Genomic DNA, 25,670 nt, shown 5'->3' with positions numbered 1-25,670 from the left:
TATGGCTAAATCAAATATTTCACGAGCAAAAGACATAGCAAATAGCATTCGTGTATGGATTGCAGAACGTGACACTAAGCTTGATTTTTATAACTGGATACAGACAGCGGGCCCTAAAGCATTCAAAGGTGTAAAGCGCAAAGAATTAGCACGACTCCTTGGTATCAGCACATCAACTCTTAATGTTAATGAAGCATCTGCTGAATTGAGGAACGCCGAGTATCGTTGGGTATCTGCCTACCACACAAGGAATGAAGCAGAAGCTCAAAATGTAAATGATAACCTACCTAGTAAAGTAGGTTATGTAAGACGTGCAAAATCTAAAATAAATAAGTTAGAAGACGATATTGCCGCACTGAAGATGGAGAACCGCCTGCTGCGGTCTCTTTTACAAAAATATGAAGCCGTTGATGAATTGCTACTAGATAAAGCACCTAAACCTCCAGAGGGTAATTGAATGGACCAACGTCATTAATTTTACAGTTCCAGTTATAACCTGACACAAGTGCCTTATTTACGCTACTTTCGAGCGCCCTTCCTTTGGTATCAAGTTGAAGCCGTTTGCAACATCGGAAGTAACCATAATAATTTAAAGTAATTCCTCATCACACCTTGCTAATTTGTTACTTGTCCAAAATTTGGCAATGAATTAATATGCATTTAGTTTTTAGAAATTGATTGTTTTGTTAATTTATTTTTTTGGCAATTTACCGCACGTATTCAAGGTATTTACTATGGAATTACAGACAAGGCTAGCTTTTATAGATACAAGTGCTTTTGAAAAGAAAAACTATCAATTTGGACAATATGCACTTGGTCGTCTTCAAGAACTAATTGAGGATGAGAAAATTCACTTGCTCATTACTGATGTGACAAGGAAAGAGATCGACTCTCATCTTAAACGAAAATCTGAAGAAGCAGCTTCTATGATAAGTAAGATGCAAAGAGATGGGATGTTCCTAAGAAACACTCCCGACCTTGACTGTCATGGAATCTTTACCAAGGTTAAAGGTGAGGATATTTATACTGTTGTCAGTAATAAATTTGATGATTTTGTCGAAAGTGGCTACGTTGAAACAATAAATGTAAGCATTGTTAACCCTCAACTTGTATTTGATGCTTACTTCAACAACCACCCACCTTTTGGCAAAGAGTCAAAAAAACACGAGTTTCCTGATGCATTTGCGCTAGAGGCTATTAAACAGGTGAGCTTGGCTAGAGGGAATGCAGTCTATATCGTTAGTGACGACGGCGATATGAAATCCTTCTGTGAGAAAGAGGATAACTTCATTCATCTTGAAAAAGTAGATGACCTAATTGACTTAATTGTTCGAAGCGACAAAGCGTACAAAGAGCCAGCCGAATTTGCTGATGAAGTTTTCGAACAACTCCTAGAACAAATCAAAGTGGATGCCCTGCAAGCTATAAAAGATGGCGAGTTCAACTATGAACATGCAGACCCTTTCGATGACATTATCAATTCTATAGAAATCAACTCACTAAATGTTGAAAAGAAAAGCTTGCAGAATGTCGATGCCGAGGGCGCAGAATACGAAGTAGAGTTTGAGGTGGTTGTTACGGCAGAGTACCAATTTTCAGATTATGACCGTTCACCTTGGGATCCTGAAGACAAGCAATATGTATTCATCTTGAGTAATGAGTCAATCGTAAAACACAAAGAAACATATACTGCTCACCTAACACTTGCCTATCCAGATGGATTGAAAGCTAACGCACACATTGAAGAGCTTTACTTCCAAGACACATATTTTGAACTGACTGATGGTGACTCAGAAGTCATTAGCTTCAAAGAACTAGATATTAATGGTGAATAACATGAAGCTGTATGTAATAGGTAATGGATTTGATGTTCATCATGGCCTTGACACTAGGTATACATCTTTTGGAATTTATCTCAAAAAAAACTACAGGGAAACTTATGAACTACTTCTCGACTATTACGGGTTTGCTGACTTAGACCCAGATTGTCCAACAATAATGTCAGACCCTTTATGGTCTGAATTTGAAACAAGTATGTCACTACTTGATACAGATTCTGTTTTGGAAGCAAACATGGATGCAATGCCAAACTATTCCTCTGATGACTTTAGAGACCGAGACAGATACACGCTTTTAATTGAAATGGAGAGAATACTTGGCCTTCTGACCACTGAACTGTATAAAGCATTCAACGAGTTCATTTTGGCTGTGCAGTTTCCTATGTTTGATCATGGCCGTTCAGTAAATATTAATAGGGACGCTCTCTACCTCACATTCAACTACACAGATACACTTTCTCAATACTACGCAGTCCCCGATGAGAACATATTATTTATTCACGGAAAAGCCAATACACATGTTGATGAGTTAATTCTCGGTCATGGTGTTGACCCTGATAACTTCAAAGAGAAACCTGCTGAACCACCATCAGGATTGAGTGATGAAGACTTAGAACGTTGGATGGATTATCAATCTGATCAATATGACTACTCATTCGATCTTGGTAAAAATGCTATTAATCAGTATTTCTCAGCCACTTTCAAGGGCACAGATCAGGTCATAAAAAACAATGAAGACTTCTTTGCAAAGCTCGGCAACATTGATGAAGTATATGTTCTCGGTCACTCATTAGCTGACGTAGATTTACCTTACTTCAAGAAGTTGGTTCAATCAGTCAGACCTGATGCTAAATGGGTTGTGACTTTTTATGACCCTAATGATGAGAAAAAACACGGTGACACTCTAAAAGGATTTGGAATAGCTAACGTTGTAGTTGTCAGAATGGAACAGATATAAGAAAAACCTGGAAAATTATTAACGATTGCGGTGAATTTCAATATTTCTTGTACAGATTTAGTCTAGCTATCACCTGACACCGGCCTCAAACCGGTGTCTTGTTTACGCTACTTTCGTGCGCCCTTCCTTTGGTATCAATTTCAGAGCCGTCTTCAACATACTGTGGGGTTTCCCTTGTATCATCCTTCCCTGATCGCTCCTACGCATCCTCTAAAGCCCAATGAGCTCGCCTGGGGAGTGGTCATATCTCTGAATCCGATTGAATCTTGATTAAGTTCAAAACAATCAAATGGAAGTGTATGATTTTTCATGAAAATGTTGTAGTAACTGATGTAGTGTACGCATCTACGTGGGCTGAATAAAATGATGCGCTTTTATACATAGATCCATTTGTAGGTAGGATAGAGATGGCAAGAATCCTGATGACCCGTGCTCTTGATGACAACGGCCATATCGTTGATGTCAAAGACGTTGTTAGTGGAAAAGGATGCAATTGCATATGCATCGGTTGTCAGGGCGCTGTCTGGGCAATGAAAGGGCCAATTAAAGCCCATTATTTTGCTCATGAGCCTAATTCAATCGAACAGAACTCCTGTACCTGGAAGCCAGAAACGGAAATACATATCCTAGCTAAAGAGGTTTTAGCAACTGACAGGCAGTTGCTACTGCCTATTGGAACTATAAACCCAATACATCAAAATATATCCTTTGATGAGATGGCATGTGAGGTTTATGAGGGTAGAGTAATCCCTGATGTAATTGGGTTCATCGAGGGAGAGAAGGTTCTCATCGAAGTTGCAGTTACGCACTTTTGTGATAGAGAGAAGATTAAAGAACTGAAGAAGGTGAATGCAACCTGCGTTGAACTTGACCTTAGTGGATTTCGTGTAAAAGGAGAGATAATCTCAAAAGATGAGATTAGAGATTACATAAAAAAATGCCCTAAAAAATGGGTGTCTGTAGCCCCTGTTGGCAACTTCTCCGAAATGATTTACTCCCATAATAGACAACAATTATTATCTTTACAGCATCAACATTCATCTTTGAGTGCAAAGCATCATGCAGAGGTTAAGAGGCTTAATGCAGAATACAACGCGATAAAAAATACGAGTCAATCTGAGCTAAGTGATATGCAGCGAGTAATTCAACAGTCTCGGCATGCAGAAGGCAAGGCTAACGCAATTTTAAAAAGATGGGAGAGAGTATTAAAAGAAAAAGAGTCGTCCATTTTAGAGGCACAGGAAAAGATAATCCTATTGGAAGACCAATACAGAAGCTTTGAAATGGAATTAAAAGGCCGTCTCTATTATATACAAGATGAAATTGATAAAAAGCAAGACTTACTAAACGACCTTCTCAATTTAGATGAGCTTAAGGCAGAATTTCATTCACAGGCTGATGATATAAATAGAACAATTAAAGCCAAAGAGGTTCGGCTTGATGCTGGAGAGGTAGAAATACGTAGGCGTTCAGCCTCCTTAGATCTGATACAGAGAAATTTAAATGATAGTCTCATTTCCATACAAGAACGAGAAGATGCTCTAACAGAAAGATCCAAAGACTTGGCAATCATCGTTGATCTTAAGTCAAGAGAACAGGCTCAAGTAATGTTTTCACAGTGGCTAAAAGAAAAATCAAATGAGATAAAAGCACTGGAGGAAAAAGAAAGGCAGGCCATTAGAGCAATTGATGATTTAAGGCGAAAATATGGTTCTTTCATAAAAATCCCATAATCTGTACAGATCTAGTTCTAACCTGACAACTGCGCTTGACCCCATCATCAACTGACAGCACTGCCTGGAATTGTTTGACCCCAAGAGCATGTGACATAGCGTACAAGTCCCATGGGACTGGCAACAATGTAGCGCTCCATGCGGCCACGTTGGCGACAAGCGGGAGAGCAGCGCGTATCCACGGTCAGCATTATCGTTGAAGATACTGCGATTCAGAGAGAGCTAACTGATAAAGCCAATAGAAAAGATCTTGATGAGTCCTCTTTGTTTATGGCATGATACTGTCATGGGTACTTCTGCACCCAGTTAGCCGACCTAGGCGAAGGTGTGTGACCAGCAGAGTGAAAGAAAATTCAATTAACCCTATTCTTCTATAGGGCGTATGTCGGCTAGCGCATCTAAATTTATGAAGGACAGGCGTATCATGAAACACCAAAACGATCACATCAAATTCCCTTCTGGTAATACCGTCGAATTTTGCCGTAAAAAAGCCAAAAAGCTCGTCAAGGAAAAGGGAATAAATCTAGCCCAAGCGTTAGACATCATTGCTGAACTCAATGGAATTTCTGGTGGGTGGCACAATGCCATGCAGCAGCTTAATAATAAGCTTCAGCCCTCTGCGGTAATATCACCTAAACTACCTGAGAAATTGGAAAAACTGTTTGAAAAGATTGGTGCAGCAATGCTTAAGCAGCCTGATCATGTTGAACAGTTGATTAGAGGTGCTGCAATGCCTAAGCTGCCTGCTAATGTTGAGCAGCTGATTAGAGATGCAGCAATGCCTAAGCTGCCTGATAATGTTGAGCAGCTGATTAGAGATGCAGCAATGCCTAAGCTGCCTGATCATGTTGAGCAGCTGATTAGAGGTGCTGCAATGCCTAAGCTGCCTGTTCATGTTGAGCAGCTGATTAGAGGTGCAGCAATGTCTAAGCTGCCTGATAATGTTGAGCAGCTGATTAGAGATGCTGCAATGCCTAAGCTGCCTGCTAATGTTGAACAGCTGATTAAAGATGCTGCAATGCCTAAGCTGCCTGATAATGTTGAGCAGCTGATTAGAGGTGCAGTAATGCCTAAGCTGCCTGATAATGTTGAGCCGCTGATTAGAGGTGCAGCAATGTCTAAGCTGCCTGATAATGTTGAGCAGCTGATTAGAGATGCTGCAATGCCTAAGCTGCCTGATAATGTTGAGCTGCTGATTAGAGATGCTGCAATGCCTAAGCTGCCTGATAATCTTGAGCAGCTGATTAGAGATGCTGCAATGCCTAAGCTGCCTGATAATGTTGAGCAGCTGCTTAAAACTGTTGATGCACTTATTCCACGTGAACTAAGGGAGTATCAAAAGACACTGAAGCAGTTCGAGGATGTAGTTAACAAGCAGTTCTCTGACTTGAGGGAATAAAACTTCATGTAATAGAGACTGTACAGATCTAGTTATCACCTGACACCGGCCTCAAACCGGTGTCTTGTTTACGCTACTTTGAGTGCGCACTTCCTTTCGTATCAATTTCAAGCCATCTTCAACATGCTGTAGGGGCCTCCCACCTGTGATGGTCAGCCAAGCTCCTCCGCTTCCCCTAAGGCACCATCAGTGGGCCTGGCTAGGGAGTAATCGAGGCATCCCTTTGCAACCAAGCAATCTGTTGAGTCAGCTATTGGCCCTATAGGTCTGATAGTTACGGCAGATTTCATCAAACCGTTGATGGCTGTATGTTGTGGTCACCCCCCCTGCACCATCTACCACTGCCTGTACAATTCATCGAAGCGCGTAGCCACCATGCGCACTTAATGATAGATTTGTTGCGGTTTTGGATGATGGTTAGTGAACTATGGACAAGCCCCATGATGCAAGTATGCAACTCCTTGCCAAAGCGAGAGAAATCATCAATGAGAGACCCTTTACCAGGGCGCATGCCATAGAGCTCGAAGAGATTCAGAGCATGGCTGTTGGTGAAGAAGCAGACCAGATCGAAGAGCTGTGGGCCTATGCGTATGCAATAGCCGATGAGGTCACCCTGAGGCATCTGTGCGATGAAGATGAATTTTCCTAGTCTCATCAGCACATACGTACCATCTTGCCATTTATTTTCGCATGACGAGAACTGAACAATCTGACTTAGATAGCACTTTCTGAATTATTCTTTCGAGAGGAATGGAAGATTCACCTCCACTTATCACGAGCACATCACTCTCTAATGATGAGATCAGCTTTAATACTTCTTTTTCGTGATAACCATTTATAATGTGAAACTCTGTCGCTATTGTTGCCAACTCAACTTTGATGTCTTCTTCTGGGGCGATAACATTTAATTGGCTTGATGCAATACTAATTTTTGATGGTTTAATCGAGTGATTTAACATAGACAACATCTGCTCTATACACCCTGAATTTTTAGCGTCAGGGTCTATCATAAGCATGTCATCAAATAATCTTTTCGCTCTGCTATTTACAAGTAAAAGTGAGCTTGAAGAATTGAGTATGTAACTGTAATGCTCATCATTTATAATTTTATTGAACCAAGAGCCCTCATCAGCAAACTGAATTATCAATCCATAATCATACTTATCCAGCTGGCGTTTTATTTCGGCATTGTAATCCCCAATCGACAATACCACATCAATATCTATCTCTTTTCCAAAAGAGGATGAAAATCGAAGCAACTCAGATTTCTCCCCTTCGATAAAATTATTTTTAATAATTGTTTCATCCTTGCTGCTTATCAGAAAGGGGGTAAAGTGTGGAATGATTTTTAGCATTGTTACCTTTGAATCATTTTCTTTAGCAAGCTCAATCACCTGTTGCAAAACTGACACAGGTACATCATTGATGTCTGAGCTCAACACAATTAGCATGCGCTTATAGAATAACATTCCACACTCCTTCACTATTGGCCCCTTCTATCTAAAGGGGCCAAACACTTTAATTAATGTTTTTAATTACTAATCACTGAACTCTTTTCTAAAGCTTAGGTCATCACCAAAGATTGACCAAGTAGTAATGAATAGGGCCGCAATGATAGGCCCTAATACAAATCCATTAAGACCAAATGCCACTATTCCTCCCAATGTTGAAAGAAGAACTAAATAATCTGGTATTTTAGTATCTCGACCAACGAGTATAGGTCTAAGAATGTTGTCAACAAGACCTATGACTAACGCGCCAAAAGTAGTCAGTATGACAGCATCCATTATATTACCAGAGGCAAAGAGATATATAGCTACAGGCCCCCAAATCAAACCAGAACCCACAACTGGGATCAACGAAAGTAGCGTCATCACAACACCCCATATAATAGGGCCCTGGATCCCAAGAGCTGCAAAGATTAAACCACCAAGAAAGCCTTGCAACGAGGCAACAGCAAAGTTCCCCTTCATCGTTGCCCTAGCTACCTCGGAGAATTTTTCAAGCATGAGTTTTTCTCTGTCATCGCCAAGAGGAAGAGCCTCGATAGCTTTCTGCACCAGATGCCGCCCATCCCGAATCATGAAAAATGCAATATATAGCATAATACAGATATCAAGTATGACTTTGAAGGCTCCTTGCCCAAGTACCAATGCATGTTGAGCGATAAATCTTGTGGCAAACACTGCTGCGTCAGTAAGTTGATTTCTTATATCTTCGTAATCGACACCGATAGAAACCATTAAGTCATGTAGCCTTGGGAAGGATACCTTAATGGTATCTAGATATTCACCAAAGTTAACACTCCCTTCTTGCATTGTTTTGTATAAGCTATTTATCTCCTTGCCAAATGACCATCCAATGAAAAGCAATGGAACAACCAATATAATTATACATATGAGAAGGGTTAGCAATGATGATGTATTTTTACCTAGCCTTGTTCTTGCAGAGATGAACTCTTTCACAGGCACAAACAGGACGCCTATAATGCAGGCCCAGAATACAGCTGAAAAGAAAGGTAAAATAACCCATATAAAGAAGCAGCTGACAATTATCAGTGTCAGAAGAAATGCCTTGTTTTCTAGTGATGTCGTCTTCATTTAGCCTCCATCTTCAAAGAAAGAATAGTATTAATACCACACCTAGGCACAATCTATACACAACAAACGGCAACATTCCTAGTTTTTCAATCACTTTCAAGAAATAATGGATGCATAGATAGGCTGATACAAAACTTACGCAAATTCCAATAAGCAACTCGATGACATCTATCTGAATGGAGCTGACAAAAAGCTGGTAGCTCAGATATATTCCTGCCAGTGTAATAATTGGAATAGAAAGGAGGAATGAAAACTTAGCGGAAGTTTGTCTGTCAAAGCCTAACATTAGCAACATTGTCATCGTTATACCAGAACGAGATGTTCCAGGTATTAACGCCACAGCCTGAGCAAGCCCGACCTTTAGGGCATCTTTATAATTTAGGCTATCTAATTTTCTTAAGAGGGACGATGTTCTATCTGCATACCAAAGCAACAATCCAAAGGTAATTGTAGTAATGGCTATTACAAGTGTACTTCGAGCTGCGCCAGCAACAATATCTTTCCCTAGGAAACCAAGTAATGTTGCAGGTATTGTAGCTAGAATCAAAAGCAATGCTATACGACCGTTTTCTGTCTTGTCGCCTCTGACATGTGATATTAAGCCATGAATAAGAGAGATAACATCTTTGCGGAAATATATGATTACGGCTGCTAACGTACCTACATGTACGGCAACATCAAATGCAAGACCTTGGTCATTCCATCCAAAAATCTTTGCTGGTAATATGAGATGGGCCGAGCTTGATATGGGAAGGAACTCTGTTAACCCTTGAACGAGGGCAAGAAAAACTGATTGAAAATAATCCATCGTAAATCCAAATAATGCTACAGGTTTAGTTAATCATTATAATATGCAATGATTAATTGTGTCTTGTCTTTTGTGAAAATTGCCTCAGCATGGCTGAGCTTAAATTACACCAACTCACTCAGAGTAAGGAGGTAACTTTAAGTTGGCAAGATACAATAGCATCCATCAGCAGTGGCTTTATTTCTATTTTTTCTCTTATGGATTGATGTATTGCTTTATTAAAGTCATCCGACTGCTTAATAGATAGCTTTTTTATGGTCTCATTAGAGTGATTCTTTAAAGTTTTCTCTATAGGCGAAAGACACTCTGGATAAGTTATTTCATTGAAGGCTTTATTAATTCCTGCCAAAATAGTAATGGTGCTATTAAGTTCATCTGGTTTATTAATAAGGTTCCAGATGTGTTCCTCCCAATATATAATATTGGCTGTTATGTATGTATACATCGCCTTTTCATTGCTTATATCTTTAGGCGAAATTAAGTCGCTTGTGATTCCATCAGCGCTAAGAGTGATTTCCTCCGAAACATGCTGTAGTCGGGGTATTTGTATAAAAAATAAAACGGCCATCATGAGCATGATGAATATTCCAACTTTAGCCATTTTTATCAATCCATCTTTTCATTGGGGTGTACTACCGTTCATTGTATATTCATGTTGCATGTATTCATTTCATTGAGGGTCATCCAGAAATCCTTTCCTATCGTAATTAAACGACCCTCTTTCTCTACTTACATCAAGTAAGCGTTAAAAGAGGGTCGCTGTTATAAACATAGCAGAAAATTTATAAAATCTAAACTAACTGACATTTATTGCTGAGTGATAGACATGCATTTATGAAGATGCAGCAGGTAACACCTTCTTTAAAATGTCGTTAAGAGTAACTACACCACACATATGCTGCTCCTCCATAACAACGGCAAACTGGACGCTCGATTTTCGCATGCGAGCTAATGACTCATAGACCGGTGTCTTGGCATCAAGAATGAATGCAGGGCGAGCAATTTCACTCGCAGGGCGATCATCGAGCTCTATCAAAGTGTCCCTTAAGTGTACGACTAATGGTGTTGACTCTGTAGGGCCTAAGAGAAGGATCCGCATATGACCAGACTTTTCGGCAGCATCACGAATATCTGCAACCGTGGCTCCGATTTTTACGTAGGTAGGAGCAGAAGTATCTGACAGTAGACTCTTTACCTGGACAGTACCCAGATCAATCAGGCTTGAGATTTGTTGTTGAACTTGTGGTGCTAGCGTTCCGGTACTAGCGGAATGCTCCACTAATTGACGAATGGTTGCTATGTCCTGGCCCCCTACAGCAGCAGTCTCCAGAGGCTCAACACCAGCAGCCCTTACAAGACGGTTTGCCAAGCTGTTCACCCAGCGCATCAAAGGCCGTAACGGCCAAATATAAGCCTGGGCAACTATGCCAATAGCTAATGCGGATCTTTCTGGATGTGCGATTGCCCAAGATTTCGGAGCCATTTCACCTATGACCAAATGCAAAAAGGTGACAGCAAAAAGGGCTAGTGCAAAGGCGGCTCCTCCTGCGATCCACAAAGGCATTCCCCATGCGGAAAATAAGGGCTCAAGCCAATTATCGACAGCAGGTTTAGTGATAGCACCTAGCGCAAAAGTACAGAACGTAATACCCAATTGAGCGCCAGCAAGCATCAATGTCAAATCGTTCATACCACGCAAAGCCGCTCGTGCGGAGCTACTTTTTTCAGCAAGTTCCTCCAAGCGATGCCTACGAGCACCGAGAAGAGCAAATTCAATAATGACAAATAAGCCGCTTAGTACGATTAAAGCTACTGTGGCTAAAGTTACGAACAGTGGGTCGTTCATCGGACATCCTCATTCATTACTTCTTCGACCAACCGTACACGTACTTCCGTTGGGACATATCGTTCGACTTCTAAAACATCAACGATCAACTTCCTTTGAATAGGCTCTTCCGAAACCAACTCAGCAGGATCAACAGGCAATACGATAGTCACAGAGTCACCTTTAACAGGCAAGGCTCCGAGTTCTTCGATAAGCATACCCGCAATAGTTTCAACATCACTACGAGGTAGTTCATACCCAATCGCTCGTTCAACTTCATCTAGATGAACGTCACCATCCATTAGCCAGATGTTATCCCCGCTCGATGTTACAGGCTCACCAAGCTCAGCGTCATGTTCATCTGTAATCTCGCCTACGATCTCTTCCGCCAGGTCTTCCAGAGTAAGGACACCAGTAAAACCACCGTACTCATCAATGACACAAGCAAGCTGGTTATTGGTTCTAATCAATTGGCGGAGAGCATCCGGCAGTGGCATCAGCGTTGGGACAACAGAGGCATCCCTCATTACGGCGGAGACAGGGAGATCGCGCCCACCTTTGGATAGGCTCGAAAGTACATCGGCTAGATGAACAACGCCTACAGGCGTATCGTCATCAATAACTGGATAGCGAGTATGACCATGAGCCATAAGTTCACGAAGCTCACCCAGAGTTATTGATGGACTTAGCCAATCAACCTGGGAGCGGGGGATCATTGCATGCTCTACGTCACGTTGAGGGAAGTCTAGAATTCTATCCATCATCAGCGAGAGCTCGATAGGCAGATCTCCACTGTCACGAGAGTCCGCAATGATGCGGGGAAGGTCATCAGCTGACACACTGACATCCAGGTCATGTACAGGCTCAATACGCAGTGCTTTTAGCAATAGGTTGGCAGACTTGTCGAAGAAACCAATAAGCCAGCCAAATACCGTCAGATAAATAAGTGTTGATTTCGCTAATCCCCGAGCAAGTGGTTCAGAGTTAGCAATAGCGAGGTTCTTGGGAAAAAGTTCGCCAAAGATCATCTGAATAATCGTTGCAGCGACTAAAGCTAATATGGTGCCTATAGTCACACCGACCTCAGTCGATATACCTACTCCGCCGAGAATGGCCCCGAGTGACTTACCAATGAGTGGCTCTGCAACAAAACCAATGATGAGTCCTGTGACTGTGATCCCCAGCTGTGCTCCCGATAACATGAAGCTTGTACGCTTAGTAACGGCTAGAGCCCGCTTGGCAGCGAGGTCGCCTTCGGCAGCACGAGCAGCAAGCTTGGTGCGGTCAACAGCCATGTAGGCGAATTCTTGAGCAACGAAGTAACCATTAGCAGCGATGATTGCCAGGATGATCAATATCCCTAGCAGGAGGGAGAGGATTGGTTCTATCACCATGTCCTCCTCAGATAATTTAAGTTACATTTGATATTAAAGGAGGCTACAGACGATAGTTGACTGTTCACGGTAGGGTTAATGCATCCATGGTAGTTAAAAGTGCGTGATGTATATCAGTGTTGCGCTTACATCGTCAAGCGGTCGCATATGCTATTTTTTCATGTAACATATCGTAGAAAAAATCATAGATGTCGTGACCTTTACTCCATGTCACAAGTCCGTCCCCCCATAGCTGTTACGTCAGTGACTTAGCTGGTTAATCTCGTACTGCCAGAAGAGCATCATGAGGGATGAACTAAGCTTTTCGCTACCCCAAGGGAGCATAACTTACCAAGTTTGTTACTCAAGCAGACTGTTCAGGTCAAGTACCTATCGTCCGGTTTCACACACATTGGCCTGGCTTGCCAGTTTCTCTGTCACCCATGTACTGGCTTCATCGATTCTTAGAAAGCTTTTGACTACATGATGCTTGAGTGAAGGGATCCTACTTAACGAAATCGAGTATAAGGTTGTTGACGAGATAACATGGGCCTGACACACCAGCATGCTATTCCTCAACAATTGATGAAAGTTATCAGCTGCTTGAAGAGCATCTTCTGTGGCTCCAGCATAATTTCTTACATCAATCAGCAAGCCAAATGGATGAGTTTTAATGGGTTCAATGGTAGAAAGCATTTCTAAGATCCATGCATCCACTCCTTCCTTATTGAATGTACCGCTGAGCTCGCATGTAATCAGGCCATCACCATGGAGATCTATTGAGTATCTTCCGTGCTCGATTTTTATAGACATAATATCTCCAATTCTGGAAACACCACCTTCGGAGTTTTTCACCAAGCGATATCATTTACAAATGGGTCTGGAGGCTATCCGTCATACAGATAGCGATCAAACATTTTGGCTCGGTGGTTGCTGTTAAAACTCCTTGATCGCATGGTGTTATGGGAAGAGTTTGCTGTTCATAATCCATACAGATTCACTGCTCTATGATTTTTTCTATCATAATGGAGATATGACTTATGCCCAACATTAATCAGGAGCCTTTATATAGTATTACTGTACCAGCACCAATAAATATGGTGTGGGATGAATTTACGACCGAGAATGGTATTCGTAATTTCATGGCGCCAGTATGTCACGTTATTGCGCAACCTAATGGGCCTTTTGAGATTTTCTTTGAAAATCTAGGTGATAATAATGAGCAGAGTAGCAAAGGGAGCTATTTTTTATCTGTTATCCCATATAAGCTTTTAAGCTTTTCGTGGAGTTTTTCATCAAAATTCCCAAGCCTTAAAAATCAAAAGTTGCTGATATGTATTTATTTTAAATCGCAGGGAGATAAAACGGTAGTTTCATTTTCCCAAGAAGATGGTTTATCTAGTGATGATTGGGCAGATGGCTGCGAATTTTCCAGAAATTTATGGGAGAATGTTTTCCTACCCAGGCTTCAGCGCCGATTCACTCAGGGGCCCATAGACTGGATCTCTTACCATAAGTTGGCTGCTGACGAATATATATCCTAAGGATTAATAGATTCTTTTGCAGTAGATATTCAGCAGATATTTTGGACTAGCGACATGATCAACCGATAGTCTCGTTCAAAATCTGTAGCATCTTGGGACTGGATAAAAGGCAGTCATTGTGTGAATTGGGCAGCGGAAGGGTAACGATGCCATCGAATACCGCTTCGCTACAGCTTGGGAAATAACTTATCTGGCAAACTACGAACCACTTGGCCTCGCATTGACTCACCTGACGGAAGGGCAATTAGGTAGTCGAGTCTAACCTTCAATAGCTTATGACTGAGAACTCCAATCCCTCCCAATACAACATCGCGAACAGCTGCATAGGCTACGGGATTGAAGAGATCCAGAGGCCTATTAGGGCGGCAACACTGTCCAGTGTAACCACTTCTATTCAAGACATAGTGGCGTTGTTTTCTCCAATCATAACTGGTTGGTAAGGTAGGGGTCATAGCGATCCTGTCCCTGTTTTTCGCATCGAGTTGCTCTCTAAAGCTCATCTATGTTCCCAGTAAACCATCGACTCCAAATGGCGCCCCTTGGCGCGAGAGAAGGTGGGCGCTCAATGGATGGATGAGCCTCATGGAGTCCCTTCTCCTGGTTTGCTTGTCACAAAAAATTCACTTCTTCATGATCGTATTTTCATTTTATTAGCGAGCACGAACATGTACGCTTTCTGTAGGCGTGGTTTAACCATGTGGAGGCAACCATGAACAGAGAGAAAATTGAGGGACTGCTTATTTTGGCTAGCTCACTTTTTTCAGCTATGGTGGTCTACGAGCTTTTATAAAACTATTCAATGGTTCATTAAGTCGGCACATCATAAATGATGTGATGTGCCGTTGTTGATTGCATAGAAATTTTAGATAAGCGTAAAATCAATGATTTTTCAGTGTAATGAAAAAAAGCTATTTTTGAGGTCATCCCAACAACTGAGTGATCACCTGAGTAACAAGAGAGACGTTTCGGTTTTTTTCAGCATGTGTGTTGTCGTACTTCCCACAATGAACTGCCTGATCCGAGAGTGACCGTAAGCCCCCATCACGATAAGGTTGCACCCCATGTCGGCGGCATGCTGGCAAACCACTGACACCACCTCTCCTTGCAGCAGCGTTGATTCAACCCTGATGCCCGCACTTTTCAAGACCTGTTTGGCTTGTGCCAGCTGACGCTCGCGCTCCTCACTCGGCTCGGCGACCATCACCAAGTCACATTCAAGTCCCTTGAGCAGGGTGCTGCTTGCGATCAGCTCCAGCACCTTCTTGGCAGTCGGGCTGCCGTCATAGGCAAACAGGAAGCGGCTTGGGGCCTGAAAGCCCGGCTGCACCACCATGATGGGATTAGCTAGGGTACGGATGACGTTTTCGATATTGCTGCCAATCAGATCGTGGGCATGGGTCGAGCCCTGTTTGCCCATGATCAACATCCGCATGTTGGATGAGTGTTCCAGGATTGTCTCTACCAACTGGCCGTGGCGTTGCAGGGTATCGACCTCTGGCATCCCCAAGCCAGCAAGATAATCCTTACCGCTGTTGAGCAGCATCCGTCCCTGCTCATGGGCGAGGCGGCTGCGTTGATGATCCAGCTCGGCGAGCTCCTGGAGAAGAAGCTCGCGGCTGCCAAGACCAATATTGCCGGAGAGATCGCTGTGTCCTTCAAACTCGTTTTTTTCCAATACGTGCAGCAAGGTGACGGGTAACCCCGTATTGGCAGAGGCCCATGCCGCCGTATCACACACTGCTGTCATGGCTGGGGAGCCATCGATACAGGCAAAAATGTTTGTCATGATGAATTCCTTCTTGTCATCAGTGTCCAGCCAGCAGCTTTTCAACTTCTTCCGGTTTGTTGTGTACACCAAAGCGGTCAACGATAGTGGCACTCGCCTCGTTCAAACCAATCAGCTCAACCTCGGTGCCCTCACGGCGGAACTTGATGACCACCTTGTCCAGCGCAGTGACAGCGGTGATGTCCCAGAAGTGGGCGTGGGTGAGGTCGATCACCACTTTCTCTACCACCTCCTTGAAGTCGAATCCGGCAAAGAACTGCTCGGCACTGGCGAAGAACACCTGGCCCCGTACCTGATAAGTTCGCACCTCGCCACTGCGCTCACTGTCACTCTTGACCAGCATGAAGTGGGCAACCTTGTTGGCAAAGAACAGGGAGGCGAGCAGTACCCCGACAAATACCCCAAGCGCCAGGTTATGGGTAGCGACGACCACAGCAACTGTCGCGATCATCACGATATTGGTGGAGAGCGGGTGCTTTTTCAGATTGCGCAGTGAATCCCAAGAGAACGTGCCGATAGAGACCATGATCATCACGGCTACCAGGGCCGCCATGGGTATTTGGCGGATCCACTCATCCATGAAGACCACCATCAGGATGAGCAGGGTGCCAGCCACAAAGGTAGATAGGCGGCCACGGCCACCGGATTTGATGTTGATGATGGACTGACCAATCATGGCGCAGCCCGCCATGCCACCCATCAGGCCCGCACCAATATTGGCGATCCCCTGGCCCTTGCACTCGCGATTGCGGTCGCTGCTGGTATCAGTCAGGTCATCGATAATGGCCGCCGTCATCATGGATTCGAGCAGACCGACCACAGCCAGGCCCGCAGAGTAGGGGAAAATAATCGCCAGCGTCTCCAGATTGAGTGGCACTTCTGGCCACAGGAAGATGGGCAGGGTATCGGGCAGTTCGCCCATATCGCCTACAGTGCGGATATCGATCCCCATGGTGATGGCGACTGCCGTCAGGATGACGATGCAGAGCAGCGGAGAAGGCACTAGCTTGCCAACCACCGGAATAAGCGGGAATAGATAGATGATGCCAAGGCCAGCCGCCGTCATGGCGTATACCTGCCAGGTGACGTTGGTGAGCTCAGGCAACTGGGCCATAAAGATGAGGATCGCCAGCGCATTGACGAAGCCGGTGACAACGGAACGGGAGACAAACCGCATCAGGCTGCCCAGTTTCAGGTAACCCGCCGCGATCTGGAGTACCCCAGTGAGCAGAGTCGCTGCAAGCAGATATTGCAGGCCGTGCTCTTTGACCAGGGTCACCATCAGGAGCGCCATTGCGCCTGTGGCTGCCGAGATCATGCCTGGACGACCGCCGACAAAAGCGATGACCACTGCGATGCAGAAGGAGGCATAGAGGCCGACCTTGGGGTCTACTCCAGCGATGATGGAGAAGGCGATGGCTTCTGGGATCAGTGCCAGTGCGACCACGATTCCGGCTAACAGGTCACCACGTATGTTGGAGAACCACTCTTGTCTTGCACGTTCTAGCATGGGGGGATTTTCTCGCTTGTTTAGGATCCATAGCGCAACGCATCCACCGACTTGGGGGCAGATGGAGTTCGGGCAGGATCAGATTGTTGTATTGGGATCTAATGGGTGTAAAAAAGCGCTCCGGTTGTGATAACCAGAGTCAGGCGGCAGGAGCCGCAGAGGGAGGGGTTAGGGCGGCGTTACAGTCACGCCAGTATGCGATTTGTTCATGGGCGGAAAATGATAGCAGAGAGGAGCTTGTATAGATAGAGCTCTCATTTTTGCAAAACACTTTTTTAATTTTCCACCCTAGGGGGCGAATATAACCACACATCATCACTGATGTTATATTTCTGATTTCTGATTTCTGATTTCTGATTTCTGATTTCTGATTTCTGATTTCTGATTTCTGATTTCTGATTTCTGATTTCTATTCTCTATTCTCTATTCTCTATTCTCTATTCTCTATTCTCTATTCTCTATTCTCTATTCTCTATTCTCTCTCAGCTTATGAATTTTAAATCCATTACCAAGTGACAGAGCATTAATTTATTATGTCAATCCAATTAACCTTGGTTTATAAAAGCGACTTTCATATGTTATTTTCAATAAAATCGTGTGAGGGGTTGTAAAACTGGGCTCTCTTCGCTGCGTAGCAGCGGAATGTTCAAACGCTGAAATTTAATTCAAGCTCTCATAATTAGTAAATGGACAGTTTTCCGAATTTTTCAAGTGGGGGGATGCGAAAAAATTTTGAAAATCATTCTGTTTGGATGAATGTTAACCAATTGAGCTGGTTTTATCCTCTCAGCCCCCGACTGATTACTTATTGGCAAACCCCATGTTCAATCCGCCCCACAAGCTCGATAACAGCCTGAACACCCATCGGTGTAGTCAATAGATCGGCAGGTGCTACGCCACCAAGGCCCCATGCAGGACGGTGTAACCACGACAATGCCATGACGGCATCGTTTTCCTGAAGGGACAGAGCGGCATCAAGGGCGAGCACTACTCCATACACCCTGGCACCTTGTGATATTGATAGAGGGGTATCTGCTTTGAGCCTGCGAGTCACAGTGCTCTGGCTAATACCAGCCAGCTTACATATCACACCAACATTAGTTCTAACGAGCGCAGCTAACTGATGGATGATGTCCGTAGGAACCCCAGCCACAATCCACAGGTGAGCACTCAGTGCTTCACGAGGAACACCCAAGGGGTCAAGAAGTGTCGCTCTAAGGTTCGGGTTATGGACTGCATCGGGTCTCATGTTACATTCCTCTGTCTGCATGGGCTCTTTATCATGCCCTATCTCCCCCCACACTGTCGTGCCCAGTGCTCAACAAAGTTTGCACATGTTGCAGGGCCGACACTTGGTTTCCAACCAACTAGGTTGGTGTCTTGATTTATTGATGGACATCATGAGCAACCCCGAGCAATATTCTATAGTTTCGAAGCGTTCGATTAGGAATAGGGGCTATGCCTATTTATACAAGTGTTTTAAAGTTGGATAAACCAATCGGAACACCACTCCATCAAGTAGAGGTGAGCGTCTATTCCAGCCCGTATGGTGGCTACATCAGAGTCAGTGAAATGGATGTTCACAATGAGAATGCTGCCGCATTCACATCAGCTTTAATGTCCGCAGACGAGTGTCGTGCCCTTGCTCGGTCACTAGACGCGATGGCTTCCGTTCTTGAACAATCGGAAAAAAATGGTGATATGTCCTAGCACCGAGGAGAGTCGATGACTGAGCTGATCTGTACTGAGCCTGGCATAGGTATTGAGCTTGGGAATACTTTTCAGGTTCTATCGGAGAACGGCTCTGAATGGGAAATTCTGTTGGGGAATGAATACCGCAGGATCAACAAACGCAGCGGGCGCGTTACAGGTTGGAAAACACCTCCAAAATTTGAGTGCAAAGATATCCAAAAATAACATATCAAGTGAGTGCTCAATGCGGGTTATTCCAGTGATAAATAGCCAGCACTGGTTACTCCCACATCAAGAGCAGAAGATATTATAGTTTTCATAAAGTCTTAAATAAGGAGCGTAGCATGCTCGTAAAAGGAGTTGTTCCAACAGAACAAGTTGTCGATGTCCTCTGTGACGCTTGTGGTCGTAGTACAAAAACGAATTTTGGAACCAATGAATATGGCTGCCTGTCAGCAGATTTTGGCTATGGTTCCCAGCATCATGATGGTGAACGTTACCAGGTGCATCTGTGTGAAATGTGTTTTTTCGGTACACTCGCAACAGTGAGGGAGATGCATCGCGGACATCATATGTTTGACGATGACTATGAGGCTGCAAACCCAGAAACATTTGGGCGTGATGATTCTAATAGGGAAATAATATGAATAATATGCTCCCATACTCTAGTTTGTGTGGAGAGAAATGTTTCTTATCATCTGTACTGCCGCTAATACGCAAGACTTTCTTGAGGCTGTTTCACGCCAAGTAATAAAGAGTCACACTAAGTAATAAAGTTGCATACTTAGCAATCAGGAACCAAAAGGTTCCCGTTGCCACGAAGGAGTCGTTGGGGTGACCCCTTGAACCCGAAATCGAAGTGGTTACTTGTGACTGTTGACTAGCGGCTTAACCTTGTTATAGGATCAAAACATAGGGAGAGTCGCTACCCTGAGTGCGAAGTTGAAACAAGGGAGAGTCGCTACCCTGAGTGCGAAGTTGAAAAAAATGCTGAAACCCTGCCTCATTGCGGGGTTTTTTGCTTTCTGGAGACATGGATGTGTAGTGGTCTAGTCATCCAAGACTACCTCTTAAGTTAAGAGGGGCGAAGTGTCTGGATCCTCAAGGGGCAAATCTAAAACTTCTTATCATCGACTCATTCTGTGAGCCAATGATATTGTCCAATCGGCTCATTTCGTGAGCCGATCAAGATAGTTCATCGGCTCATCTGGTGAGATGGTCTCAACGCTCACTACCACCTATATTAATTTTTTAACTACACAGTTTTATAGAAGATTGGAGCTAGGTCACTAAGCAGATCCAAACGCGATTTCGCTCACGTCTTTTTGAATAATACTATTTATCTAATCGTCTTGGTGCCAAAAACAGTGGAGCTGATGCTGGGATTGAGAGATAATTTTCCTGATATAAAAATATGATACATGAGGCTAAAAATGAACGATTTTTTGAAAACACTGCTGAATATTCGTAGTTTGCGTGCTGCATTGCGCGAACTTTCTTTTGAGCAGTTGGTCGAAGTTAAAGAGAAATTGGATGAGGTTTTTGCTGAGCGTGAGCAGCAAGAAAGTAAAATCCAAGCAGAGTCCGCCGAGCGCCTGCAAAAACTGGCTGAGTTTACCGAGATGCTGAAACAAGCAGGCATAGATCCGAGTGAGCTGGTTGGTACTGCGGCTCCGGCGAAATCTGAGGGTTCAGTCAAAGCCAAACGCGCTCCCCGTCCTGCAAAATACAAGTACACCGAAGACGGTCAGGAGAAGACCTGGACTGGTCAGGGGCGCATGCCCAAGGCCATCGCGGCAGCGGTTGAGGGTGGTCGAGCGTTGGAAGATTTCCTGATCTAACTTTACTTAGCCCATGGAGCTCCATGGGCTAAGTAATTAGTTATTTCAATAACCCTCACATCGTATAAAATTAGTTATGTGCATATTACTTAACTATTTAAACACTATAATCACAGTTGTCGCCATTCTATTCAGGATTTGTTCATACTAAGTTAGTATCTTTATGGCAATAATCTATCTAGGGTTATTCATGGTATATCCTAGATAGAAACGAGATGGTTTTATATCGTGATGGGGCTTTTGATGTGAATTAAATTTTCATAGATGTAATAATGGTTTTATAAAAATACTTGGGGTGACTGTAGAATTAATGCTTATAGTCACCTCACTTGTTAAAAAATAGGCTTGGCGGACTGTATGGAAAAAGCATTCGAGAAATTAATGTATTCATCTCGCTGGATTATGGCTCCTATATATCTAGGTCTCAGCCTGGTACTACTAGCACTTGGAGTGAAGTTTTTCCAAGAAATATTCCATATAATCCCAAACATATGGAAGATAAAAGAGGTTGAGTTAGTGCTAGTCACGCTTTCACTTATAGATATTGCTCTTGTTGGTGGGCTAATAGTTATGGTGATGTTTTCTGGCTATGAGAACTTCGTATCAAGGTTAGACGTAGGGGATAATGACGATAAGTTAGGCTGGTTGGGTAAGCTAGATGCAGGTTCGCTCAAGAATAAAGTAGCTGCATCTATTGTGGCAATATCATCTATTCACCTATTAAAAGTGTTTATGAATACAGAGAATATTCCTAATGATAAAATAAAATGGTATCTTTTGATTCATATCACTTTTGTTTTGTCTGCATTCGCCATGGGTTATCTCGATAAAATAACTAGAAAATAGTTCTGCTATTAATAATGGTAAGGCCATTGTGTTACTCTGAGATAATGCATATTGGCCTTTTTATCATAGGGTTCACTCTTAAGTTTCGGACAAGACTATAATGATGTTTTTACTATCATGATTGATCTCTATTGCTGTTTAATGAGCTAATTTTATGAAAGTAATAAATTAATGAATTTCTACTTTCTTGTTCTCGCGAAAGGCAATAATTGTTGGCGGTATCAATGAGTAAAATACTGGATGAACTCATCTCATCTGAATCACCCGAGGTAGTCCTGAGAGCTCAGGAGCTTGCCGAAGAGCAACTGGTTCGTATCAGTGTGACCAAACTGCTTTCTAAGCTGGGGGCGGACGATGTTCCTGAAATTGATGCCGATGTTCTCGACAGTTTGTTATCACTCAAAAGATCTGTTGAAAACCACGAGTGTCGGCTGATTTTATTCGTTCATATGCCAGATGGTACGCATCATGGCATCAGTATTTAACTAAAGAACTTCATTAGTACGTCAATCGCAGATCTCATCTGCCAAATGAAATTAACGCCTCTATGGCGATGTTTTTTCAAACTCCTTCGGTGTGCAAGCGGATCTGATAGCGTGGATTGCGTCCGCCACTAGGTAATTTCTCAATGCACCCCCTATCCACCAGTTGCGTAAGATGGCGTGTAGCGGTCGCCTTGCTGACTCCTGCCACTTTTTGATACTGGCTTGCATTGATGCCATTTTCAAAACCTTCTTTGCCGCCATCCAGTAAACGATTCAGCACTTTGGTTTGCTCTGGACTCAGATCGTCATGACAGTACCGCAACCAGAAATGTGTCTTGGCAAGAGAACGGTCAATAACCTGTAATGCCAGTTCTAGGGTGTAATCCAGCGTATCGAGAAACCAACAGATCCAGGAGGTAATATCTAGCGGGCCCCTCTGCGCTGACTCAAGCGCCCGATAGTAGTGATCCCGCCGTTCGAGAATAGCAACTGACATGGCATACAGCCGCATACTTTGGCTGTCAGCCTGTGACAGCGCGAGATCGGTCAATGCCCGCGTGAGCCGCCCATTACCATCATCAACGGGATGCAGGGTCACGAACCAGAAATGGATGATTGCCGCACGAAGAAGGGGATCCATCGTGGGGTCATGCCGAGTCTGGTTAAACCAGAAGACGAACGCGGCCAGTTGATCGTCCAGAGTTGCTCTGGGCGGTGCCTCAAAATGCACTGTGGGGCGATCAACACGCCCAGAGACAACCTGCATCGGCTCATCTCCTCGCAACTGTCCTACATTCACTGGCTGCACCGACCATTCGTTGGCAGGGAACAGCCAACGATGCCATTGGTAAAGCCTCTCAATCGTCAACTGTTGTTCATGGTTGTCAATGGCATCCAGCATCATGGCCGCGAGCCCCTCTGAGCGACCTGACACGGGATAGGACGGAGTTTGTGATCCCCCTAACCGCCTAGCCAAGGAAGAACGCACGGATTGGGCATTGAGACGCTCACCCTCAATAGCGGATGAGGAGATGATGTTAGCCAGTAACGTATCCAACGTTTGGTCGGAGTTCCCCAATCTGGAATGACTACCTATTAGCATTCCCAGCCTGCGTTGAGCATGCCGTAATCTGGGCAATACCTCGCTATCCTGCCAACGAAAATGGGGCCAATCAGCTTGTTGCCAAATCCAAAATGGTTCCATTATTTCCTCATCCAACGTGCTAGGGTCTCAATAATGAGCCGACCCAGCCCATCATTCGGCTCAATGTTTGAGCCGAATATAACACATGCAGCAGACCAGCAGAGCCGGTAATGAGGATGGAGATCTAGGTTGAAAATCTCAGACCGGAGCTAATGAAAAACTGGATTTATTGATGCTGTGTGGCGCTACAGCAACCAGTAGATAGACAAGGCGGGAGCTCGTTTTCGTTTCGAATGGTTCTTGTGAGCTTGCAGCTTGCGCTGCATGAAGCCACGCCCAAGAAAATGCCGTTCGGTCTACTCATTCATATGCCTGACGATACTCACTAATATTGGGATGCCAGTCTAAGCCACCAGAAGAGAAGGATCGAACCACCGAGTAGATTGCCTGCCAGGTATTTCCAAGAGCGGTCTGACAAGAACAAAATCGCCCCCAGTATCGTTATCAGGCCCCAGAGATAGGGCATGAGCAGTACATATAGGCCAGTCAGTGAGTATTCATCGTTAAACCAGTCATAGACAGGCTGAATGAACAGGATCGATGCATTCAAGAGGTGATAGAGCATGAACAACACGAATACCCATGTTCTCTCTGTCTTCACTGCTGCGCTCACTTTAGTTCCCCTTGGAATGGATAGCTGAGTTCAATGACGGTCAAAAATGGCTTGTAGGCAAAGCGCTTGTAGTGTTGAAGAACAAACCAGCTTCTGAAACCGGACGCTAGGCCGTAAAACTTGACTCTTCCGGTCGTGGGGTCAGGGCCAATGTCAGGATAATCGAGACCAAAGTGGTCATATAGCGTTACTTTGATCGTCCCTTGGTAGAAGTCGCCAAACTTTTCATATGTCGTGATTTCCGCCTTGCCTGCCCAGACATCGTTAACCGCAATTGTGAGGCCCTGCACCTTATCCGCCGCAGAGTTGAAGATGGGTAACCGAAAGCCGGAGGTCTTGCTGTATTGCTGCATCAAGTCACTCAGAACAAGCTTATTCACATCACCATCAAGTTCGGCCAGCTTTGCCTTCACTTCCTTGATAAGGGTATCTGAGAACTTGATCGTGGTCGGGTGAGCTCGCGCTGCTCTCGTCAACGCTTGGTTCCGGTATTCACCCCCCTCAGATTTCTCGAACTTGGCGATCATGGCCAGAATGTTCATCTTCAAGTCGCCAGTTGCAAACAATGTTGCCATGTTGCGGAAGCTACTAAAGAACGCCTTGGGGTCAGTCTTTTCGAGATCGCCAATAAAGCCGTCATCTCCCATCTTCCCTACGAACATGGGGATAGCCTTAATCTGCTCTGCTGTCATCGTGCCATAGGTCATATCTTCGGCGGGACTGCCATCAACGTTCTTACCTGGCTCACGCTTCGACTTGTAGATGAGCACAGGTACACGATAGGTTGTGGCTGACGTTGTATCGGTTTTTGGTTTGAGGGCAGGAGGAATGGTTTCTGCCTTCGGGCGCTCTTTCTCTGCCGAACCAAACCACATTGTCGGCTTGGCTTGGGCATATGCCGACTTGATGGTCTGCTCAAACCTGGGCGTCCCCCTCACCGAGATTTGATCTCCCTGGATAGTGCAGCACGCAAACACATCAGATTGCATCCCCAATATAACCTTTGACCCGTCATCAAGGCTTCCAGCCACGGGGCCTAGAATGCGCTTGAACTCGTCCTTGGTAAGTTGGTGGATGTCTCTGAGGTCTGGTTTCTGCATGTATAGAGGGCTCGATGAAGAGTAGTGAAAGGGTCACTTTATCATCAATGCGCCAATCGAGACCATGTAGGCATTTTCTGAAAACGGCAGTTTTTGACGCTTTTTATTGATGGGCACGAGGTAAGGAAACAGCAATGACTGTGATGAACCCCAAGGCAGAACTTGGTGATCGAGAGGTTCTATCTGGAGAGTTCAGGAGGTGGTGGCAGGTAAACAAGAGTGGGATATCCTCATCCTCATGCAAGCCTGTCGTTTCAGCATCTGTGTATATCGTCTCGCTCTTCACCCAGCTGGCGGTAACCGCAGCACATTCACTAACTCTTTGTGTGTCAGAACACCGAGCACATAGATCGCATTCATCAGATTGATACTTTGGCGCTTGCGTTAAGTTTTTTAAGTGACTTTGACATCTTAAAGTTTCCGGTTAGTTATCTAACAGCATTTATATACCGACAATAATCGAATCTTATTCGATGTCATCGATGTCATCGATGACTCTCATGGCCGATTGATAA

The 25,670-nt window shown here is 44.2% G+C and carries 25 protein-coding genes and 1 pseudogene; 13 read left to right on the top strand and 13 right to left on the bottom strand.

The genetic code is table 11. The annotated features are described in order from the left end of the window. Position 1: 1 nt before the first annotated feature. The 6 genes from AC1P02_RS12225 to AC1P02_RS12200 all read left to right on the top strand — a co-directional run bounded on the left by AC1P02_RS12225 (position 2) and on the right by AC1P02_RS12200 (position 6,577). A complete protein-coding gene (locus AC1P02_RS12225) occupies positions 2–457 on the top strand; it encodes a hypothetical protein (RefSeq protein ID WP_485182320.1) in 456 nt (151 codons plus the stop codon). Positions 458–734: 277 nt separating this feature from the next. Beyond that, complete coding sequence (locus tag AC1P02_RS12220; RefSeq protein WP_485182319.1) at positions 735–1,835, top strand: PIN domain-containing protein; 1,101 nt, start codon at positions 735–737, stop codon at positions 1,833–1,835. Position 1,836: 1 nt separating this feature from the next. Then, positions 1,837–2,796: a bacteriophage abortive infection AbiH family protein gene (locus AC1P02_RS12215; RefSeq protein ID WP_485182318.1), complete on the top strand. Its 960-nt coding sequence runs from the start codon at positions 1,837–1,839 to the stop codon at positions 2,794–2,796. 407 nt (positions 2,797–3,203) lie between these two features. Beyond that, entirely contained in the window at positions 3,204–4,529 is a 1,326-nt protein-coding gene (locus AC1P02_RS12210) for a hypothetical protein (protein ID WP_485182317.1), read from the top strand. 424 nt (positions 4,530–4,953) lie between these two features. Next, on the top strand, positions 4,954–5,928 hold the full coding sequence (locus AC1P02_RS12205) for a hypothetical protein (RefSeq protein ID WP_485182316.1): 975 nt from the start codon (positions 4,954–4,956) through the stop codon (positions 5,926–5,928). A 427-nt stretch (positions 5,929–6,355) separates the two neighbouring features. Then, positions 6,356–6,577: a hypothetical protein gene (locus AC1P02_RS12200; protein WP_485182315.1), complete on the top strand. Its 222-nt coding sequence runs from the start codon at positions 6,356–6,358 to the stop codon at positions 6,575–6,577. A 31-nt stretch (positions 6,578–6,608) separates the two neighbouring features. Here AC1P02_RS12200 and AC1P02_RS12195 read toward each other — a convergent pair whose 3' ends face one another. The 7 genes from AC1P02_RS12195 to AC1P02_RS12165 all read right to left on the bottom strand — a co-directional run bounded on the left by AC1P02_RS12195 (position 6,609) and on the right by AC1P02_RS12165 (position 13,389). Continuing rightward, entirely contained in the window at positions 6,609–7,397 is a 789-nt protein-coding gene (locus AC1P02_RS12195) for a hypothetical protein (RefSeq protein WP_485182314.1), read from the bottom strand. A 69-nt stretch (positions 7,398–7,466) separates the two neighbouring features. Continuing rightward, a complete protein-coding gene (locus AC1P02_RS12190) occupies positions 7,467–8,528 on the bottom strand; it encodes an AI-2E family transporter (RefSeq protein ID WP_485182313.1) in 1,062 nt (353 codons plus the stop codon). Positions 8,529–8,541: 13 nt separating this feature from the next. Beyond that, the gene (locus AC1P02_RS12185; protein ID WP_485182312.1) at positions 8,542–9,336 is read right to left on the bottom strand and encodes an undecaprenyl-diphosphate phosphatase; all 795 of its coding nucleotides are present in this window, start codon (positions 9,334–9,336) and stop codon (positions 8,542–8,544) included. Positions 9,337–9,454: 118 nt separating this feature from the next. Then, a complete protein-coding gene (locus AC1P02_RS12180; protein ID WP_485182311.1) occupies positions 9,455–9,937 on the bottom strand; it encodes a hypothetical protein in 483 nt (160 codons plus the stop codon). A gap of 231 nt (positions 9,938–10,168) precedes the next feature. After that, positions 10,169–11,182 carry a CNNM domain-containing protein gene (locus tag AC1P02_RS12175; protein WP_485182310.1) on the bottom strand — a complete coding sequence of 338 codons (1,014 nt, stop codon included), beginning with the start codon at positions 11,180–11,182 and terminating at the stop codon, positions 10,169–10,171. Then, positions 11,179–12,555: a hemolysin family protein gene (locus AC1P02_RS12170; RefSeq protein ID WP_485182309.1), complete on the bottom strand. Its 1,377-nt coding sequence runs from the start codon at positions 12,553–12,555 to the stop codon at positions 11,179–11,181. Before AC1P02_RS12170 ends, AC1P02_RS12175 begins: the two co-directional genes overlap by 4 nt. Positions 12,556–12,924: 369 nt before the next feature. Further along, positions 12,925–13,389: a hypothetical protein gene (locus AC1P02_RS12165; protein WP_485182308.1), complete on the bottom strand. Its 465-nt coding sequence runs from the start codon at positions 13,387–13,389 to the stop codon at positions 12,925–12,927. A 185-nt stretch (positions 13,390–13,574) separates the two neighbouring features. Between AC1P02_RS12165 and AC1P02_RS12160 the strand changes: the two genes are divergently transcribed. Beyond that, positions 13,575–14,078 carry an SRPBCC family protein gene (locus tag AC1P02_RS12160; protein ID WP_485182307.1) on the top strand — a complete coding sequence of 168 codons (504 nt, stop codon included), beginning with the start codon at positions 13,575–13,577 and terminating at the stop codon, positions 14,076–14,078. Between the two features lie 940 nt (positions 14,079–15,018). Here the strand turns inward: AC1P02_RS12160 and AC1P02_RS12155 are convergent. The 3 genes from AC1P02_RS12155 to AC1P02_RS12145 all read right to left on the bottom strand — a co-directional run bounded on the left by AC1P02_RS12155 (position 15,019) and on the right by AC1P02_RS12145 (position 18,623). Next, positions 15,019–15,864 carry a universal stress protein gene (locus AC1P02_RS12155; protein WP_485182306.1) on the bottom strand — a complete coding sequence of 282 codons (846 nt, stop codon included), beginning with the start codon at positions 15,862–15,864 and terminating at the stop codon, positions 15,019–15,021. 19 nt (positions 15,865–15,883) lie between these two features. Continuing rightward, the gene (locus tag AC1P02_RS12150; RefSeq protein ID WP_485182305.1) at positions 15,884–17,374 is read right to left on the bottom strand and encodes a SulP family inorganic anion transporter; all 1,491 of its coding nucleotides are present in this window, start codon (positions 17,372–17,374) and stop codon (positions 15,884–15,886) included. 805 nt (positions 17,375–18,179) lie between these two features. After that, complete coding sequence (locus tag AC1P02_RS12145; protein ID WP_042010740.1) at positions 18,180–18,623, bottom strand: antitoxin Xre/MbcA/ParS toxin-binding domain-containing protein; 444 nt, start codon at positions 18,621–18,623, stop codon at positions 18,180–18,182. 209 nt (positions 18,624–18,832) lie between these two features. Here AC1P02_RS12145 and AC1P02_RS12140 point away from each other — a divergent pair, with 209 nt between their 5' ends. The 6 genes from AC1P02_RS12140 (at position 18,833) to AC1P02_RS12115 (ending at position 22,238) form a co-directional block, all read left to right on the top strand. Beyond that, the gene (locus AC1P02_RS12140; protein WP_125602553.1) at positions 18,833–19,084 is read left to right on the top strand and encodes a hypothetical protein; all 252 of its coding nucleotides are present in this window, start codon (positions 18,833–18,835) and stop codon (positions 19,082–19,084) included. Between the two features lie 15 nt (positions 19,085–19,099). Next, positions 19,100–19,291, top strand: a complete 192-nt coding sequence (locus AC1P02_RS12135) for a hypothetical protein (RefSeq protein WP_265455427.1) — start codon at positions 19,100–19,102, stop codon at positions 19,289–19,291. 119 nt (positions 19,292–19,410) lie between these two features. Continuing rightward, positions 19,411–19,713, top strand: coding sequence for a hypothetical protein (locus AC1P02_RS12130; RefSeq protein WP_485182304.1), 303 nt, complete (start codon positions 19,411–19,413; stop codon positions 19,711–19,713). A gap of 786 nt (positions 19,714–20,499) precedes the next feature. After that, positions 20,500–20,907 carry an H-NS family histone-like protein gene (locus AC1P02_RS12125; RefSeq protein ID WP_485182303.1) on the top strand — a complete coding sequence of 136 codons (408 nt, stop codon included), beginning with the start codon at positions 20,500–20,502 and terminating at the stop codon, positions 20,905–20,907. Positions 20,908–21,264: 357 nt separating this feature from the next. Continuing rightward, complete coding sequence (locus AC1P02_RS12120; protein WP_374840757.1) at positions 21,265–21,753, top strand: TIGR00645 family protein; 489 nt, start codon at positions 21,265–21,267, stop codon at positions 21,751–21,753. A gap of 224 nt (positions 21,754–21,977) precedes the next feature. Beyond that, entirely contained in the window at positions 21,978–22,238 is a 261-nt protein-coding gene (locus AC1P02_RS12115) for a hypothetical protein (RefSeq protein WP_485182302.1), read from the top strand. A 76-nt stretch (positions 22,239–22,314) separates the two neighbouring features. On the opposite strand, the gene AC1P02_RS12110 is transcribed toward AC1P02_RS12115, so the two are convergent. The 3 genes and pseudogenes from AC1P02_RS12110 to AC1P02_RS12100 all read right to left on the bottom strand — a co-directional run bounded on the left by AC1P02_RS12110 (position 22,315) and on the right by AC1P02_RS12100 (position 25,155). Next, positions 22,315–23,142 carry a Fic family protein gene (locus AC1P02_RS12110; RefSeq protein WP_485185452.1) on the bottom strand — a complete coding sequence of 276 codons (828 nt, stop codon included), beginning with the start codon at positions 23,140–23,142 and terminating at the stop codon, positions 22,315–22,317. Positions 23,143–23,256: 114 nt separating this feature from the next. Beyond that, positions 23,257–23,442: pseudogene (locus AC1P02_RS12105) on the bottom strand (DUF4172 domain-containing protein); the annotation flags it as partial. Between the two features lie 609 nt (positions 23,443–24,051). Further along, on the bottom strand, positions 24,052–25,155 hold the full coding sequence (locus tag AC1P02_RS12100; protein WP_485182301.1) for a DUF3289 family protein: 1,104 nt from the start codon (positions 25,153–25,155) through the stop codon (positions 24,052–24,054). Positions 25,156–25,670: the final 515 nt, after the last annotated feature.

This window comes from Aeromonas sp. TS_SC_11, assembly GCF_057318915.1.
This window is presented reverse-complemented; position numbering and strand designations above follow the sequence as displayed.

Excerpts from the sequence above, each read along its gene's own strand:
- AC1P02_RS12155 (WP_485182306.1), bottom strand. The coding sequence starts at position 15,864 with ATGACAAACATTTTTGCCTGTATCGATGGCTCCCCAGCCATGACAGCA.
- AC1P02_RS12215 (WP_485182318.1), top strand. The coding sequence starts at position 1,837 with ATGAAGCTGTATGTAATAGGTAATGGATTTGATGTTCATCATGGCCTT.
- AC1P02_RS12115 (WP_485182302.1), top strand. The coding sequence starts at position 21,978 with ATGAGTAAAATACTGGATGAACTCATCTCATCTGAATCACCCGAGGTA.
- AC1P02_RS12190 (WP_485182313.1), bottom strand. The coding sequence starts at position 8,528 with ATGAAGACGACATCACTAGAAAACAAGGCATTTCTTCTGACACTGATA.
- AC1P02_RS12140 (WP_125602553.1), top strand. The coding sequence starts at position 18,833 with ATGCCTATTTATACAAGTGTTTTAAAGTTGGATAAACCAATCGGAACA.
- AC1P02_RS12110 (WP_485185452.1), bottom strand. The coding sequence starts at position 23,142 with ATGATGCTGGATGCCATTGACAACCATGAACAACAGTTGACGATTGAG.
- AC1P02_RS12160 (WP_485182307.1), top strand. The coding sequence starts at position 13,575 with ATGCCCAACATTAATCAGGAGCCTTTATATAGTATTACTGTACCAGCA.
- AC1P02_RS12125 (WP_485182303.1), top strand. The coding sequence starts at position 20,500 with ATGAACGATTTTTTGAAAACACTGCTGAATATTCGTAGTTTGCGTGCT.
- AC1P02_RS12100 (WP_485182301.1), bottom strand. The coding sequence starts at position 25,155 with ATGCAGAAACCAGACCTCAGAGACATCCACCAACTTACCAAGGACGAG.
- AC1P02_RS12175 (WP_485182310.1), bottom strand. The coding sequence starts at position 11,182 with ATGAACGACCCACTGTTCGTAACTTTAGCCACAGTAGCTTTAATCGTA.
- AC1P02_RS12195 (WP_485182314.1), bottom strand. The coding sequence starts at position 7,397 with ATGTTATTCTATAAGCGCATGCTAATTGTGTTGAGCTCAGACATCAAT.
- AC1P02_RS12150 (WP_485182305.1), bottom strand. The coding sequence starts at position 17,374 with ATGCTAGAACGTGCAAGACAAGAGTGGTTCTCCAACATACGTGGTGAC.
- AC1P02_RS12210 (WP_485182317.1), top strand. The coding sequence starts at position 3,204 with ATGGCAAGAATCCTGATGACCCGTGCTCTTGATGACAACGGCCATATC.
- AC1P02_RS12220 (WP_485182319.1), top strand. The coding sequence starts at position 735 with ATGGAATTACAGACAAGGCTAGCTTTTATAGATACAAGTGCTTTTGAA.
- AC1P02_RS12145 (WP_042010740.1), bottom strand. The coding sequence starts at position 18,623 with ATGAGACCCGATGCAGTCCATAACCCGAACCTTAGAGCGACACTTCTT.
- AC1P02_RS12180 (WP_485182311.1), bottom strand. The coding sequence starts at position 9,937 with ATGGCTAAAGTTGGAATATTCATCATGCTCATGATGGCCGTTTTATTT.
- AC1P02_RS12200 (WP_485182315.1), top strand. The coding sequence starts at position 6,356 with ATGGACAAGCCCCATGATGCAAGTATGCAACTCCTTGCCAAAGCGAGA.
- AC1P02_RS12130 (WP_485182304.1), top strand. The coding sequence starts at position 19,411 with ATGCTCGTAAAAGGAGTTGTTCCAACAGAACAAGTTGTCGATGTCCTC.
- AC1P02_RS12205 (WP_485182316.1), top strand. The coding sequence starts at position 4,954 with ATGAAACACCAAAACGATCACATCAAATTCCCTTCTGGTAATACCGTC.
- AC1P02_RS12170 (WP_485182309.1), bottom strand. The coding sequence starts at position 12,555 with ATGGTGATAGAACCAATCCTCTCCCTCCTGCTAGGGATATTGATCATC.
- AC1P02_RS12120 (WP_374840757.1), top strand. The coding sequence starts at position 21,265 with ATGGAAAAAGCATTCGAGAAATTAATGTATTCATCTCGCTGGATTATG.
- AC1P02_RS12135 (WP_265455427.1), top strand. The coding sequence starts at position 19,100 with ATGACTGAGCTGATCTGTACTGAGCCTGGCATAGGTATTGAGCTTGGG.
- AC1P02_RS12225 (WP_485182320.1), top strand. The coding sequence starts at position 2 with ATGGCTAAATCAAATATTTCACGAGCAAAAGACATAGCAAATAGCATT.
- AC1P02_RS12185 (WP_485182312.1), bottom strand. The coding sequence starts at position 9,336 with ATGGATTATTTTCAATCAGTTTTTCTTGCCCTCGTTCAAGGGTTAACA.